Source organism: Pseudomonas parafulva NBRC 16636 = DSM 17004 (assembly GCF_000730645.1).
Classification (GTDB): domain Bacteria; phylum Pseudomonadota; class Gammaproteobacteria; order Pseudomonadales; family Pseudomonadaceae; genus Aquipseudomonas; species Aquipseudomonas parafulva.
In genome coordinates this window covers 17,108-30,143 of sequence record NZ_BBIU01000007.1, presented here as the reverse complement: position 1 = coordinate 30,143, position 13,036 = coordinate 17,108, and the positions used below count along the sequence as shown (strand labels likewise).

General features: G+C 61.7%; 16 protein-coding genes. 6 read left to right on the top strand and 10 right to left on the bottom strand.

Going from position 1 to position 13,036, the window contains the following annotated elements; translation table 11 throughout:
• Nucleotides 1-3 precede the first annotated feature (3 nt).
• Together PPA02S_RS05865 and PPA02S_RS05860 are read left to right on the top strand one after the other, a co-directional pair.
• Nucleotides 4-603, top strand: a complete 600-nt coding sequence (locus PPA02S_RS05865; protein ID WP_028634018.1) for a class I SAM-dependent methyltransferase — start codon at nucleotides 4-6, stop codon at nucleotides 601-603.
• The gene (locus PPA02S_RS05860; protein ID WP_028634019.1) at nucleotides 600-1,259 is read left to right on the top strand and encodes a glycosyltransferase family 2 protein; all 660 of its coding nucleotides are present in this window, start codon (nucleotides 600-602) and stop codon (nucleotides 1,257-1,259) included. The genes PPA02S_RS05865 and PPA02S_RS05860 overlap by 4 nt, the downstream gene beginning before the upstream one ends.
• 5 nt (nucleotides 1,260-1,264) lie before the next feature.
• On the opposite strand, the gene ku is transcribed toward PPA02S_RS05860, so the two are convergent.
• The 6 genes from ku to PPA02S_RS05830 form a co-directional block, all read right to left on the bottom strand.
• Nucleotides 1,265-2,125: a non-homologous end joining protein Ku gene (gene ku, locus PPA02S_RS05855; RefSeq protein ID WP_028634020.1), complete on the bottom strand. Its 861-nt coding sequence runs from the start codon at nucleotides 2,123-2,125 to the stop codon at nucleotides 1,265-1,267.
• Nucleotides 2,126-2,206: 81 nt separating this feature from the next.
• Complete coding sequence (locus PPA02S_RS05850) at nucleotides 2,207-2,794, bottom strand: 5'-methylthioadenosine/S-adenosylhomocysteine nucleosidase family protein (RefSeq protein ID WP_028634021.1); 588 nt, start codon at nucleotides 2,792-2,794, stop codon at nucleotides 2,207-2,209.
• A 126-nt stretch (nucleotides 2,795-2,920) separates the two neighbouring features.
• Nucleotides 2,921-3,097 carry a con-10 family general stress protein gene (locus PPA02S_RS05845; RefSeq protein ID WP_028634022.1) on the bottom strand — a complete coding sequence of 59 codons (177 nt, stop codon included), beginning with the start codon at nucleotides 3,095-3,097 and terminating at the stop codon, nucleotides 2,921-2,923.
• Nucleotides 3,098-3,244: 147 nt separating this feature from the next.
• A complete protein-coding gene (locus PPA02S_RS05840; RefSeq protein WP_028634023.1) occupies nucleotides 3,245-4,528 on the bottom strand; it encodes an NTP/NDP exchange transporter in 1,284 nt (427 codons plus the stop codon).
• A gap of 4 nt (nucleotides 4,529-4,532) precedes the next feature.
• Nucleotides 4,533-5,438, bottom strand: a complete 906-nt coding sequence (locus tag PPA02S_RS05835) for an aldo/keto reductase (protein ID WP_028634024.1) — start codon at nucleotides 5,436-5,438, stop codon at nucleotides 4,533-4,535.
• A 91-nt stretch (nucleotides 5,439-5,529) separates the two neighbouring features.
• Nucleotides 5,530-6,411 carry a Dyp-type peroxidase gene (locus PPA02S_RS05830; protein WP_028634025.1) on the bottom strand — a complete coding sequence of 294 codons (882 nt, stop codon included), beginning with the start codon at nucleotides 6,409-6,411 and terminating at the stop codon, nucleotides 5,530-5,532.
• Between the two features lie 181 nt (nucleotides 6,412-6,592).
• On the opposite strand from PPA02S_RS05830, the gene PPA02S_RS05825 reads away from it, so the two are divergent.
• Nucleotides 6,593-7,492, top strand: a complete 900-nt coding sequence (locus PPA02S_RS05825) for a bile acid:sodium symporter family protein (RefSeq protein ID WP_028634026.1) — start codon at nucleotides 6,593-6,595, stop codon at nucleotides 7,490-7,492.
• A 3-nt stretch (nucleotides 7,493-7,495) separates the two neighbouring features.
• Here PPA02S_RS05825 and PPA02S_RS05820 read toward each other — a convergent pair whose 3' ends face one another.
• Nucleotides 7,496-7,966, bottom strand: coding sequence for a sterol desaturase family protein (locus PPA02S_RS05820; protein WP_028634027.1), 471 nt, complete (start codon nucleotides 7,964-7,966; stop codon nucleotides 7,496-7,498).
• A 392-nt stretch (nucleotides 7,967-8,358) separates the two neighbouring features.
• On the opposite strand from PPA02S_RS05820, the gene PPA02S_RS05815 reads away from it, so the two are divergent.
• The gene (locus PPA02S_RS05815; RefSeq protein ID WP_028634028.1) at nucleotides 8,359-9,078 is read left to right on the top strand and encodes an MgtC/SapB family protein; all 720 of its coding nucleotides are present in this window, start codon (nucleotides 8,359-8,361) and stop codon (nucleotides 9,076-9,078) included.
• Here PPA02S_RS05815 and PPA02S_RS05810 read toward each other — a convergent pair.
• On the bottom strand, nucleotides 9,075-10,631 hold the full coding sequence (locus PPA02S_RS05810; RefSeq protein ID WP_028634029.1) for a sensor domain-containing diguanylate cyclase: 1,557 nt from the start codon (nucleotides 10,629-10,631) through the stop codon (nucleotides 9,075-9,077). The genes PPA02S_RS05815 and PPA02S_RS05810 overlap by 4 nt on opposite strands.
• Nucleotides 10,632-10,786: 155 nt before the next feature.
• On the opposite strand from PPA02S_RS05810, the gene PPA02S_RS05805 reads away from it, so the two are divergent.
• Together PPA02S_RS05805 and PPA02S_RS05800 are read left to right on the top strand one after the other, a co-directional pair.
• Nucleotides 10,787-11,287, top strand: coding sequence for a DUF4142 domain-containing protein (locus PPA02S_RS05805; RefSeq protein ID WP_028634030.1), 501 nt, complete (start codon nucleotides 10,787-10,789; stop codon nucleotides 11,285-11,287).
• Between the two features lie 7 nt (nucleotides 11,288-11,294).
• Nucleotides 11,295-11,564 (top strand): hypothetical protein, encoded by a 270-nt coding sequence (locus PPA02S_RS05800; protein ID WP_028634031.1) that lies wholly within the window; start codon nucleotides 11,295-11,297, stop codon nucleotides 11,562-11,564.
• A gap of 57 nt (nucleotides 11,565-11,621) precedes the next feature.
• Here PPA02S_RS05800 and PPA02S_RS23305 read toward each other — a convergent pair whose 3' ends face one another.
• Both PPA02S_RS23305 and PPA02S_RS05795 read right to left on the bottom strand, forming a co-directional pair.
• On the bottom strand, nucleotides 11,622-11,795 hold the full coding sequence (locus PPA02S_RS23305) for a DUF6021 family protein (RefSeq protein ID WP_245614640.1): 174 nt from the start codon (nucleotides 11,793-11,795) through the stop codon (nucleotides 11,622-11,624).
• Between the two features lie 55 nt (nucleotides 11,796-11,850).
• Nucleotides 11,851-12,837: a DNA-binding protein gene (locus PPA02S_RS05795; RefSeq protein WP_028634032.1), complete on the bottom strand. Its 987-nt coding sequence runs from the start codon at nucleotides 12,835-12,837 to the stop codon at nucleotides 11,851-11,853.
• Nucleotides 12,838-13,036 lie beyond the last annotated feature (199 nt).

Here is a 13,036-nt window from a genome sequence, read left to right as displayed (position 1 = left end):
GCCATGAGCATTGACGCCGAGTATTTCGCCGACCTGTATGCCACGAACGAAGACCCCTGGGCTTTTCGAACACGCTGGTACGAGAAGCGCAAGCGGGACCTGCTGATGGCCAGCCTGCCGCGGCAGTGCTACCAGCGCGTCTTCGAGCCGGCGTGCGCCAATGGCGAGCTCAGCGTCATGCTGGCCGAGCGCTGTGGAGCGCTGGTGTGCCAGGACCTCGACCCTACCGCCATCAGGCTCACCCTTGGCCGGCTCGCCGAGGCCCCCCACGTGCACGCAGAGGTGGCGCGTTTGCCAGCGGATTGGCCGGGGGGGCAGTTCGACCTGATCGTACTGAGCGAGGTGGGCTATTACCTGGACCCTGCAGACTGGTTGCAGGTTATCGAGCAGTCGGTCGCCAGCCTTACCTATGACGGCGGGCTGCTGACCTGCCACTGGAAGCACCCCATCGCAGGTTGCCCTCAAGATGGCCGCGAGGTACACCGCATGCTGGAAAAGCACCTTCCCCTCTATCCTCTGTTCTGCCACGAGGAAGCGGATTTCATCATGGCGTACTGGTCCGCCCAGCCAAGCGTGGTCGACCTCGACGAGACCTGCTTATGATCGGCATCGTCATCCCTGCCCACAATGAAGCCCGGCGCCTGGGCCGCTGCCTCAAGGCTGCGCTGCTGGCTGCCCGATATGCCGGGGATGCGGGGCACAGGGTTGAAATCGTTGTGGTGCTTGACCGCTGTACCGACAGCACCGCCGCGGTTGCGCTGCGCCATGGCATCGAAACTGTGGCGATTGAGGCCGGTAACGTGGGCGAAGCCCGGCGTACCGGCGCCGCCTGGATGCTGGACCGTGGCGCCACCTGGTTGGCCTGCACCGATGCCGACAGCCAGGTGCCGTTGCACTGGCTGGTATCGCAGCTGGGATGCGGCACGGAGGTGGTTTGTGGGACGGTGCATGTGCAGCGGTGGGAGCCATGGCAGAAGGCCGCGCTGCGCCGGCTGTATCACAGCCGTTACGACGACAAGGACGGGCACCGCCACATTCATGGTGCCAACCTGGGGGTGAGTGCGCATGCTTACGCACTGGTGGGTGGTTTCAAGGCGCTCGCGGCACATGAGGATGTGCAACTGGTCAGGGGGCTGGAGGCGTTAGGGGTTGCCATCAGCTGGAGCGGGCAGCACAGCGTGGCCACCAGCAGCCGACGCGAGAGCCGCGCCCGAGAAGGGTTTGGCGACTATCTGGCGGGGCTGCAGAAAACCCTCTGACGCTTTCACGACGCTTTGCGCGAACGCTTGGCCGGCTTTTTCTCGGGTGCGGTTTTCTTCTTTGTTGCCGCAGCTGCTTTCCCCCCGAGGCTACGTTTGAGCAGTTCGGTAAGGTCGATGATATCGGCGCTTTTTTCGGTGCCGCCTGCATCGCCCTTCTCGACCGTTTCAATCTTGCCCTTGCTGGCTTTCTCCTCTACCAGCTCCATGATCGTTTCCCTGAACGCATCATGATACTCATCGGGTGTCCAACTACCCGACATTTCCTTGACCAGCCGCTTGGCCATGTCCAGTTCACGCTTGTCTGGCTTCGCTTGCGTAACGGTGGTGTCCAGCTCCAGCGTATCCAGGCCGCGCACTTCTTCAGGCCAGCGCAAGGTAATCATAACCAGGGCGTCCTCCAGCGGCCTGAGCAAGGCCAAATGCTGACGGGTGTGCAACACCACGGTGGCCAGCGCCACCTTGCCGGTGCTTGCCAGTGTTTCGCGCAATAGTGCATACACTTTGCCGCCCCGGCGGTCGGGGCTCAGGTAGTAAGGCGTGTCGAAGTGCTGCAGGGGTATTTCCCCGGCATCAACGAACGAGAAGATATCGATGGTCTGGGTAGCTTCCGGGCGCGCTTTGCAAATTTCGTCTTCGCTGATAACCACATAGCGGCCCTTTTCATACTCCACACCTTTGACGACGTGCTCTTTGTCGATGTCCTTGCCAGTCACCTTGTTGATGCGCTTGTAGCCCACCGGGTCCATGCTGCGCTTGTCGAGCCAGTCGAAATCGACTCGCTCGGTGCTTACCGCCGTGTTCAGCGCGACCGGTATATGCACCAGCCCGAAACTGATTGCGCCTTTCCAGATTGCCCTGGCCATTGAGCATGCCCCCTGAATGATGGACCGATAACTCAAGTGACTGCATTGGCCAGGGAAGGTTTAGCCTGTTCGCCCGGTGGCTCACCGGGGCTGGAAGAGCACCCGCTTGAAGGCCTCGGCGGCCAGGTGCACCTGCACGGCCCAGTCACTCGCTGCCTCACTGCCCGCATCGTCGGAAATATATTTGAGGCAGACAAAGGGAATATTTTCGCTGCGGGCGATTAATGCCAGCACATAGGCTTCCATATCTACCACGTCATAGGGTGCGTCGCCGTGGCTCACTTCGAAGTTGTCACCGGTGCCGCAGGCTTCGAGGGGTAAGCCCGAGATGGCCATGCCATGCTCAAGCACTACTGGGGTATCCGAAAAAGGTGTCTCGTAGCGGGCGAAGCCCAAGGGGGTGACATCCATATCCCGTTGCACGAAGCGGTTGCAGCACACCACTGTGCCTTTGCCATGGCGTTTACTTCCGGCAGATCCCAGGTTGACGATCAGCCGAGGCTTATGGCGGGTGATGGCACGGGTGAGCGTGATAGCCGCATTGACCTTGCCAATGCCGGTAAATACGGTATTGAGATGGCCGAACACTTGGCCGGCTTCGGCTTCAAGCGCGAATACAAACAGGATGTCTTCAGGCGAGACTTGGGGGAACAGCGGGGTCAGCATCATCGGGCGTAGATTCCAGTCGACAGGAACGGGCCCGGCTATTGTCAGTCAACTCAGCGGCATTGCAAGCGGGTCGTAGCCTACCTGTAATGCGCGGTGCCGGGTTACCTCGGCACCGCGTAGCCTCACTTACGAACGGCCGCCTTTTGGCCCGGCTTTACCGCCTTGGTCGCTGGAGGAATGCTGGCCGCCTTTGCGCCCGGCTTCGGATGCTTTTTCACGGTCATTGGCAAAGTTGCCTGGGTTCTTGGTACCGCCCTGGCTGCCTTGTTGATTGCCGCTGCGGCTGTTCTCTTTGTTGGCCATGGTCTGAAACCTCATATGACTTCGGGATGCACGGCAATTGTGCCGTACATGGGTTCAGAGTTCGGCCATCAGCTGTGATTCGCTTTAAACAGCCGCCATCGGACCGGTGGCGTTAAATATGCGGTCGTCGGGTATTTGGCGTGGCGGTCAGTGGGGTGCCGGGGTGTCCAGGCGGGCCTGGCGCCGGCCCAACCATGCCCCGGTCACAGCCCAGCCGGTGGCGATAGCCGCACCGATCAGCATGGCAGCTTGAGGGTGCTCGCCCATTACATCCAGAGCACGTTTGAGCCAGCCGCTTATGGCGTCGCCGCCTCGGTATACCACGGTGTCGATGAAGTTCTTGGCCTTGTACTTGTCTTCGGCTGGTAGCACCGTGAACAGCATCTCCCGCCCAGGGCGCACCAGCGCGTATTCCCCGGCCCGCCGTATAACCATGACCACTACGAATACTGCGAACACGGGGGCCATCGCCAGCCAAATGAAGCCCATAGCCATTACCATGGGCACTGCCACCAGAAGCACGCCCACGCCAAGCCGCCGAGCCAAGCGCCCTGTGAGGAACAGTTGAGTGAGGATCGCCAGTGCTTGCACCAAGCTGTCTATCAGGCCGAATACCTGTGTCTGCCGGGTACTGTCGGTGAAGGTCTGGCTGACGATGCGAGCTTGCTCGAAATATAGGAACGTGCTGACACTGGCGAGCAAAACGACGAACAGGGCAGTGCCCAGCAGGTAAGGTGAACGCAGTACCGCTGTCGCCCCTGCGAAGGGGTTGCCGCCCAGTGGCTGCCGGGACGGCATAGGCGCTCGCTTTGTGATCGGCTGTGCAGCACGCCAGCGCTGCAGAAAACGTGTGGCCTGGATGCTTGCAACTAAAAAGCCTGCCGCCAGCACCAGCAACCCGGCATGACCCAGTGGCGCCACCAGCAATGCGCCTAGTAAGGGCCCAGTGAGCCCACCCAAACTGGCGCCAGCCGCAAGCAGGCCGAACAGGCGCTTGCTTTGCTCAGTGGAAAAGAGGTCTGCCAGCACGCTCCACGCCAGCGAGATACACAGCAGGTTGAACACCGACAGCCAGATGTAGAACGCGCGGGCCGTCCACACCGCATCAGGCGACCGGGCCATGAGCAGGGCGAACAACACCAGGTTGCTGGCGAAAAAACCATAGGTCCACGGCAGGATCAGCCTGCGCGGTACTTTAGAGGCCAGCCAGCCGAACAACGGCAGGCATACCAGTGTGACGATGAAAGTCCCGGTGAACAGCCATTGCAGGTTGTCTACACCACCCGCAATGCCCATGGTTTCACGCACGGGCCTCAGCATGAAGTAGCCGGTGAACAGTAGATAGAACAACAGCAGGCCGGCGAGCACTGCGGGTGCTTCACCGGGCTGGATATCGAGCAGCTGTTGCAGACGGCGCCGCAGGTTCGTCATCGCGTCACGCAAATTGCTGAATCAGCGCCTGTTGCTGCGCCAGGGTCAGCAATGGGCCATGACCCGCTTTCAATTGGTCGAGCTGGCGATCTGGCCGGCCGGTTGCAGGGATTACGGCGGTGACCGCTGGGTGGCTGATCGCAAACTTGAGGAACAGCTGCGCCCAACTGCCAATGCCAGCCTGCTCGGCCCACCCTGGCAGCGGCTGGTCCTTGACCTGGGCGAACAGCCGGCCATCGTCGAAGGCCCGGTTGATCAGCACCGCTACGCCTTTGTCGCGGCACAGTGGCAAGAGGGTCTTCGCTGCCTGAGGGGCATTGACTGCATAGTTGATCTGGATGAAATCCAGTGGCTCGCTGCGGACGATCGCCGCAACCTCCTCATGCCCGCTGTTCAGGTAATGGGTGATGCCCACATAGCGGGTTTTGCCCTGTTGCTTGAGTTCGCGGGCATAGGGCAACTGGGTTTTCCAGTCGCGCAAATTGTGTACCTGCAATAGGTCGACCTTTTCCGTGCGCAGGCTACGCAGGGTTTGTGCCCACTGGGTCTGGGCTGCGGCGAGGCTGTCGGCTGCAATCTTGGTGGCGATGAAGCACTGGCGGTGCCAACCGCCCTCTTCCAGAAGTTGCCCCAGGATAGCGTCGGCGCCGCCGTAGTTCGGCGACGTGTCGATGACCCGGCCGCCGCCTTGGAAGAACGCCGAGAGCACCTGTTCAAGCTGGCGATAGGCCGTAGAACCCGGCTCTACTTCAAAGCTACCAGACGTGCCGGCCCCGATAGCGGGCAGTGCTTCACCGGTGGCGGGTATCTTGCGTGTGAGCAGGCCTTGGGGCGCGGCGGCCAGCCACGGTGCGGCCGCCATAAGGCTAATAGCCGCCCCGGCGCGCAGAACATCGCGGCGTGCGTACATGGTCAGGCCCTCTTGAGGAAGCGGTGTCCCCCACAGGCTAGCCCCTGAAACCGTCGGATGCGCCTAGATGTGTGTCTGAATGTTTGACGTATCAGCCTTGCAACAGCAGGCGCAGGTCCACACCCGCCTCGCCCATGGGTGGGCACCAGTAGTAGCCGCCGGTCAGCGGCCGGGTGAAGCGGTACAGGCCGTCGATAATGCCGTCCTCCAACCCGCTCATGCGCCGCAGTTGCACCTCAAAAGCCGCAAAGGACTTGCCCAGGGCCACGAACGCCAGGCCCGCACCCCGGGTATCGGCCCAAGATATCGAACGGCGCACCATGAACGCCTCGGGTGCAAAGCTTTCCTGTGCCGTGCGTTTCACGTGGGCTGACGCTGGGGCATCATCCAGCTCTTCGTTGTCGCTGAGCCGGCGGCCAATGATGTTGTCCTGCACCTCCTGGGGCAGCGCCTTGAAATACTGCAGGTCGTGCTTCCACAGCTGGAAGGCGGCGAAGCTGGAGCCTTGCAGGCCCGGTACACCCTCGGCAAGAATCGCGGCTTGCACGGCATCGTCATCGCTGGGGTTTTCGGTGCCATCTTCGTACCCTGTCAGGTCACGCCCACCCTGGTGCAGGAAGCCCTCCACATGGTCAACCAGGCTGAACGCCGGGCTCAGCAACTGCTCCAGCGCCTGGGCCCGCAGGTACAGGTCGCCCCGCTCTTCGCCGCGCAGCCACAGCCACAGGGCATGCTGGGTGCTCGGGTTCTCCACGGCAGCGTCCAGCACGGGGAATGGCTCAAGCCCTTCGATGTTGGCGTTCAGCACCTTGGCCAACGGTGCGCCGACCCCCAGCGTCAAACGCAAGCCATCCACTTCGTTGAGTAGTGCATCGAGCGCCGCAGGTATGGCGCCTGGGGAGTTGATCGAAAAGAACAGGTGACGAGCATGCACGGGGACGGGGGTGGCGAGCAGACCTTGCTGGAACGGCATGAAGGGCGAGTCCTGGCTAAAAGCGCGCATGCTACTGCGCACCCTGGGTTACTGCAATGCGCGTTAAGCGCGCGGGTGAAGGCACCGCGGTAACAAATGGTTACCAAAGCTGGCCATATGCAATTAGCTATCAGGTCGGCGCCACCTAAACTGCTCGGCAACCCCGGCCCGAGACTGCGCCATGACCGCCTCCCCTCTGCTGACCACCTTTCTGCCCCTGGCCCTGGGCATCATCATGCTTGGCCTCGGCCTGTCATTGACCTTGGCCGATTTTGCCCGTGTGGTGAAATACCCCAAGCCTGTGCTGATCGGCCTGGCCTGCCAGATCGTGCTGTTGCCAATAGCGTGCTTCCTGATCGCCAACGGCCTGGGCCTGGAGGCCGCCCTGGCGGTCGGTTTGATGCTGCTGGCGGCGTCACCGGGTGGTACCACCGCCAACCTCTTCAGCCACCTGGCGCACGGCGACGTGGCGTTGAACATTACCCTGACAGCGGTCAATTCACTGATCGCTATCCTGACCATGCCACTGCTGGTCAACCTGTCGCTGAGCTGGTTCATGGCCTCTGACCAGGCGATCCCGCTGCAATTTGCCAAGGTGTTGCAGGTGTTTGCGATCGTGTTGCTGCCCGTGGCCTTGGGCATGCTGATCCGCCATGTTGCGCCGGCATTCGCTGCGCGCATGGAAAAACCGATGAAGATCGTGGCGGCGTTGTTCCTGGCGTTCACCATCGTGCTTGCCTTGGCCAAGGACTGGCAGACCGTGGTGGAGTACGCACCCGTGGTGGGCCTGGCGGCGCTGCTGTTCAATGTGCTCAGCCTGGCGGTGGGCTACTGGGTGCCCCGCTGGCTGCATGTTCCCAAGCGCCAGGCTATCGCCATCGGCATGGAAATCGGTATTCACAACGGCACCCTGGCCATTGCCCTGGCCCTTAGCCCTTCGTTGTTGAACAACGCGACAATGGCCGTGCCGGCAGCCTTGTACAGCCTGATCATGTTCTTTACCGCGGCCGCATTCGGCTGGTGGGTGAGCCGTGGGCATGTCAGCCCAGAAGCGGCTGCGGGCACGGGTGAGCGCGTCTAGCGTTCAGTTGCGCGGGCGCCTGTTACGTCGCAGCTGGCGTACCAGCACCTGCAAGGGCGGTGCATAGAAGAACCCGAACGAGACACTGCCCTCGCGCCCCTTTACCGCATGGTGCAGGCGGTGCGCGCGGTGCAGGCGCCTGAGGTAACGGCCCACCGGGCGCAGTTTGCGCGGCCAGTGTCGGTGGAACAGCCCATCGTGGGCGGCAACATAAAGCACCCCATAGGCCGCCACACCGCCGCCCACCCAGTGCAACGGCCAGTACCCGGCCTTGCCGATCGCCACCAGCGCGGCGGCCACCAGCCCCAGGGCCAGCAGGTACAGGTCGTTGGTTTCCAGCATGCCCAGGTGGGGCTCATGGTGGGAGCGGTGCAGCCACCAGCCCCAGCCATGCATGATGTACTTGTGGGCCAGCGTACCGACGCCTTCCATGGCCACCAGGGTGCCGAGCAGGATGGCGATGTTGAGCAACATGAAGCATTCCGCGATGTGTGCAAGAGAGACGGGAAGGTTACCGATTGGTGCGCTGTTTTTCCACGTAGTCGCTGCACGCTGTAGGGGTTTTCTCGATGAAGCCATTGTCATGTTTTTACCCTTGACCTGCCTTGCCCTGCGGCGTAACGTCCCCGCCGCAATTTTGCATCCCTGAACAGGAGTCCTGCATTGGACAGTAGCCCCAGTCGCTTGCGACAGGCCCACGCGGCACGCTAGTCCGGCAGCGCTTTAACTGCCTGGCGGCTTTGCCAACGCGGTGACGGTTTCAACACTCCTCCTCTCCCTTCGTGGTCCTGCGCATTTCTGGTTTTCTTAACCGCGTCGAACGTATCGACGCCAACACGGGCACCTGCCCGTGGATGAGGTTTGCTATGGATTGGAAAGTCTTTCTGCTGCGCGTCAGCATTGCCCTGCTGCTGGGCGCCCTGATCGGGGCCGAGCGGCAACTGCGTCAGCGCCTCACTGGCCTGCGTACCAATGCGCTGGTCAGCACCGGTGCCTGTCTGTTCGTGTTGATGACCCAGGCGGTGCCGGGCATGCAGCCTACCGATGCCTCACGCATCGCTGCCTACGTGGTGTCGGGCATCGGGTTTCTCGGTGGCGGGGTGATCATGCGCGACGGCTTCAACGTGCGTGGGCTGAACACTGCGGCGACCCTATGGTGCACCGCCGCCATAGGCGTGCTGTGCAGCCTCGGCCTTTTGCTGGAAGCTGCCTTGGGCAGCCTGGTGGTGCTGTGCGCCAATATTCTGCTGCGTGACATTGCCCAGCGGTTGGACCGGCAGGAGGTGGTACCTGCCAGTGAGGTGGAGCAACATTTCGAGGTGCGTATCGTCTGCCGGGCCCAGGATGAGATCCAGGTTCGCAGCCTGATGCTGCACAGCCTCAGCGACCCTGGGCTGCGTTTGCAGTCCTTGCACAGCGAAGACCTGGCAGACCCTTCCCGGCTGGAAGTGCGCGCCGAACTGCTGGGTACTTCCGAGGCGCCCTCGCAATTGGAGCGGCTGGTAAGCCGCGTCAGCCTGGAAAAAGGCGTCAGCTCGGTGCGCTGGCAGTTGCAGGCGCAGCAGCATGCGCTGGCAGCAGATTAACCCGCCACCCGCTCCATCACTTCGTAACGGTCGCGGCCCTGGTGCTTGGCCTCGTATAAAGCCAGGTCCGCAGCCCCCAGCAGTTGCTGCGGGGTGAGTGCTTGCTGGGAGAGGTCCGCCACGGCAATACCGGCACTGAATGAAACCCTGCCCAGCGGGCTGCCGGCATGTTCCAACATCTGCCCACGCAATGCTTGCTGCAGCTCACGCACCAGCGCCTGGGCGCCCTGGCTGTCGGTATCGGGCAGCAACAAGGTGAATTCCTCGCCGCCGTAGCGCACAGCCAGGTCGGCCGGGCGGCGCATGGCTTGGCGCAACAGCGCGGCGAACCGCTGCAGGCACGCATCACCTGCCGGGTGCCCGTAGCGGTCGTTGTAGGCCTTGAAGTAGTCCAGGTCGAGCATCACCACCACCAGTGGGTAGCCCTGGCGCCGGGCCCTGCGCAGTTCTGCATCGAACACTGCATCGAGCCGGCGACGGTTGCCCAGGCCCGTGAGGCTGTCGGTCAGTGCCAGCGCCTTCAATGTCTGATGGGCCTGGTGCAAGGCACGCTCCATGACAATGCGCTCACGCAGCTGGCGCAACACTACCCAGCCAAAGACTGCGAAGCCCAGCACCAACAGCAACAGCACAGCCAGCGACTTCAGGGCATCCTGCCGCCAGGGCGCCACGATGGACTCCCGGGACAGCCCTGCCTCCACCACCAGCGGGTAACTGGTCAACGCGCGGTAGGCATACAGGCGCGGCGTGCCATCGACCACCGCCACGGCTTCCACCAGGCCCTGTGGCGTGTACGGCAGGTAGTTGCGGAAAATCTCGCTGTTGGCCAGGCTTCGCCCCACCACCCGCTCGACGAAGGGGCGCCGCACCAGAATGGTACCGTCGCGCTTGGCCAATACCAGGGCGCCACGTTCATCGATCTTGAATTCACCGTAGTAGCGCACGAACCAGTCCACCTTGATGGTGCCCAGCAGCACCCCGGCAAAGCTGCCATCGGCATGCTGCAGGCGCCGGGATATGGGAATAATCAGGTTGCCGGTAGACCGGCTGCGCACCACTGAGCCGATGCGCACCGCCCGGCTCGGGTGGTCGCGGTGGTAGATGAAGTAATCGCGGTCGGCGTTGTTCGCCGCAGCTGGCGTGGCGGTTTTGTCCGTGACGATCCAGCGCCCATCGGGCCCGTACACGAACAGCCCGTGCAACTGCGGGATGATGCTTTTCTGCTGGGCAAGCAGCGCATGCAACCGGGGGCGGTCGATATGATCGAAGCCATCCCCTTCCAGGCGTTCGGCCAGTGCGGCGGTAATCGCATCCACTTGGCGGATGGCGTCTTCGGCGTGCTGTGCGGTGGCCTGTACCAGGTTGGTGACCATATTTTCAGCGTTGATGAAGGCATCGCGATAATCGCGCCAGATGCGCCAGCCTTCGACCGTTGCAAATGTCACCAGCACCAGCAACATGAACGCCAACACCAGGCGAAACACCGACACCCGCCTGCCCTCGCCCGTCAGAGCGAGGGGGCCTTGGTCATCCTGATCCGCGGCTGCACGCATTCGAATCCCTAGGTCGTGGTCCACTGGTCGCACTTGACTATAGCCAGCTAGCCGCGCAGGTGCGTAGCGCAGGGCAAAAAGATTAAACCTTTGCGTCTTGCCGGGCCTCAACAGTACGCGACACTGACGTCGCGCCATCGTTTAAGGAGCGGAACATGAGCAATCTCTTCATCAAGCGCGTCGGCCTGTCCATGGTGCTCGGCATGGCATCGGTCCACGCATTTGCAGCCAGCTCGGACGACTTCGTAGACGCAGCGACCGAAGCCGGCATCGCAGAAATCGTCACCGGCAACCTGGCTCAGGAGAAGACCAAGAGCGCTGACATCAAGACCTACGCTCAGCAAATGGTCAAAGACCACACAGAAGCCAACCAGAAGCTTGCCGCCATTGCCGCCAAGCTGGACATCTCGGTGCCAGATGAGGCTGCACTGACCGACAAGATCAAAAAGGTCATTCTGGAATGGCGTGACGAGTCCTTCGACAAGTCTTACGTCAACAACCAGGTCGATGCCCACGAAAAAACCGTCAACCTGTTCAAGAAAGAGGCTGAGTCTTCCGACAAGCCTGAGCTGAAGGCATTCGCTGCAGAAACACTGCCCAAGCTAGAACAGCACCTGCAGCATGCCAAGGCACTGCAAACCCAACACGGCAAGTGAGGTAACCATGAGCAACGACGCACTCAAATCCGAAGTCCTTACCCGCCTGCACCATGCTCACCCACATGGGCTTGGCAAGGAGTTGCTGGATAACTACCGGGGCGAGAAGGAAGTGGCTGACATGCTCATGTCGCTGCAGCAGGAAGGGCTGATCCACGACGGCAGCGTGCTGAAGGACAGCGATGAAAATGTGAGCCTCAGCTACCCCATCAAACTGTCGGCGGCCGGGGTAGATGCAGCGAAAAAGGCCGAGGCAGCCAAGAAAGCCGAGTCCTGAAGGACGTGCGAGGCCGTTTGGCAGTGTTTTAAAGGGGCGGCCTGATGGCCGCCCTTTTTATTGAGTGTCTTTCTCTACGTCACGCGGCGGTTTGGCGGGGCCCTGAGGGTCCACTTGAGGGTCGTCGACGCTGGGTGAGTCCGGATCAAACCCAAGGTCGTCCGGTTTGTCAGCGTGATCAGTGGAATGAGGCCCCTGCTGGGTGCTCGTTGCTTTGTCGTTACCGGTCATGGTTTTTCTCCAATGGCTGCCCTATTGAAGAAACCACCCGCCCCCGAAAGTTTGATTAATCTTGCACAGCACTGCGCGCAGCCTCGCACCGCGCCAACGCCTCATCCCTACCCTGCAATTGCACACGCAACTGCTCAAGCTGATTGGCCTGCTCGGTACAGATGCCGCGCTTGTCCTCCAGGCTTTGCACCTGTGCGGCAAGCTGACGGCGTAGTTCATCACCGCTGCCCTGTGCCTGGGCCAGCATGGTGCGCAGGCCTTGGATTTGCGCATCGCGCTGCTCCAGTAGTTCTTTCTGCGCGCGGCTTTCGCCCGAGGCCTGGCGGTGCTCGCCCAGCAACCGTTCGTTATCCCGGTGCAGGCGGGTGAGCTCGTCCTGTTTCACCACCATGCCCTGCTGCAACTGGCGCACTTCCACCTGTATCTGCTGCAGCTGCGCCTCATGCCGGCGTTGCTCCTGCTCACGCTGGTCCCGGCTGGCACTGCGGTAATGCTCAAGCGCATCGCGGGCATGGCGGTGTTTGTCTTCCAGCGAGCTGACCTGTGTTTCCTTGTCCGCCAGGCGGACCTGCAACTCGCCCAGCGACTGGCTCAGGCTGGCGTTGCGCAGCTGCTCCGTTTGTAGGGTGCTGTGTGCGGTTCGCAGCTTCTCGGACTCCGCTGCCAATGCAGCGACATCAATCTGATGCTGTTGCTGGGCCTCGGCCAGGGCCTGGCGAACGGTGGCGAGTTCCTTTTCCAAGTGTTCGCGCTGTTCGGTGAACACCCGCTCAGCCTGCTCGATAGAGAGGTCGGCTTCGTCCTGCAGTTGGGTCGCCAGTTGCCCGACCATGCGGCTGAGCACCTCGCTGATCGGTGCGCCGCCTTCCGAGGGCACGGGCTGCTGGCCAGTGAGCTCTTTGAGATAACGGTGGATGGTGGTTTTTGAGCCGGTATTGCCCAGTTCGATACGAATGGCATCGATGCTGGGGTTCTCGCCCCTGGCAATCAGCGCCTGCCGGGCCTGCTGCACCACAACCTTGTTTATGCCACCGCGGGCCATGGGATCTCCTACTATTTTGTACTGTTGTACGTAGCATGTAATTACATACCAATTTTGAGCCAGTGGCGTGCATATTTCAAGCCTAGGATAAGATGGAATAATCACGGCTTATCGAATGTGAGTGCTTTTTTGAGTCCCTATCCTGTCGCTCTGGCAGCGCGCAGTACCTTGAATCGCTCACCCGCAGGCGCCACCATGC

Excerpts from the sequence above, each read along its gene's own strand:
- PPA02S_RS23305 (WP_245614640.1), bottom strand. The coding sequence starts at position 11,795 with ATGACCGGTAACGACAAAGCAACGAGCACCCAGCAGGGGCCTCATTCC.
- PPA02S_RS05820 (WP_028634027.1), bottom strand. The coding sequence starts at position 7,966 with ATGTTGCTCAACATCGCCATCCTGCTCGGCACCCTGGTGGCCATGGAA.
- PPA02S_RS05840 (WP_028634023.1), bottom strand. The coding sequence starts at position 4,528 with ATGACGAACCTGCGGCGCCGTCTGCAACAGCTGCTCGATATCCAGCCC.
- PPA02S_RS05825 (WP_028634026.1), top strand. The coding sequence starts at position 6,593 with ATGACCGCCTCCCCTCTGCTGACCACCTTTCTGCCCCTGGCCCTGGGC.
- PPA02S_RS05805 (WP_028634030.1), top strand. The coding sequence starts at position 10,787 with ATGAGCAATCTCTTCATCAAGCGCGTCGGCCTGTCCATGGTGCTCGGC.
- PPA02S_RS05865 (WP_028634018.1), top strand. The coding sequence starts at position 4 with ATGAGCATTGACGCCGAGTATTTCGCCGACCTGTATGCCACGAACGAA.
- PPA02S_RS05830 (WP_028634025.1), bottom strand. The coding sequence starts at position 6,411 with ATGCCGTTCCAGCAAGGTCTGCTCGCCACCCCCGTCCCCGTGCATGCT.
- PPA02S_RS05845 (WP_028634022.1), bottom strand. The coding sequence starts at position 3,097 with ATGGCCAACAAAGAGAACAGCCGCAGCGGCAATCAACAAGGCAGCCAG.
- PPA02S_RS05815 (WP_028634028.1), top strand. The coding sequence starts at position 8,359 with ATGGATTGGAAAGTCTTTCTGCTGCGCGTCAGCATTGCCCTGCTGCTG.
- PPA02S_RS05800 (WP_028634031.1), top strand. The coding sequence starts at position 11,295 with ATGAGCAACGACGCACTCAAATCCGAAGTCCTTACCCGCCTGCACCAT.
- ku (WP_028634020.1), bottom strand. The coding sequence starts at position 2,125 with ATGGCCAGGGCAATCTGGAAAGGCGCAATCAGTTTCGGGCTGGTGCAT.
- PPA02S_RS05795 (WP_028634032.1), bottom strand. The coding sequence starts at position 12,837 with ATGGCCCGCGGTGGCATAAACAAGGTTGTGGTGCAGCAGGCCCGGCAG.
- PPA02S_RS05850 (WP_028634021.1), bottom strand. The coding sequence starts at position 2,794 with ATGATGCTGACCCCGCTGTTCCCCCAAGTCTCGCCTGAAGACATCCTG.
- PPA02S_RS05810 (WP_028634029.1), bottom strand. The coding sequence starts at position 10,631 with ATGCGTGCAGCCGCGGATCAGGATGACCAAGGCCCCCTCGCTCTGACG.
- PPA02S_RS05835 (WP_028634024.1), bottom strand. The coding sequence starts at position 5,438 with ATGTACGCACGCCGCGATGTTCTGCGCGCCGGGGCGGCTATTAGCCTT.
- PPA02S_RS05860 (WP_028634019.1), top strand. The coding sequence starts at position 600 with ATGATCGGCATCGTCATCCCTGCCCACAATGAAGCCCGGCGCCTGGGC.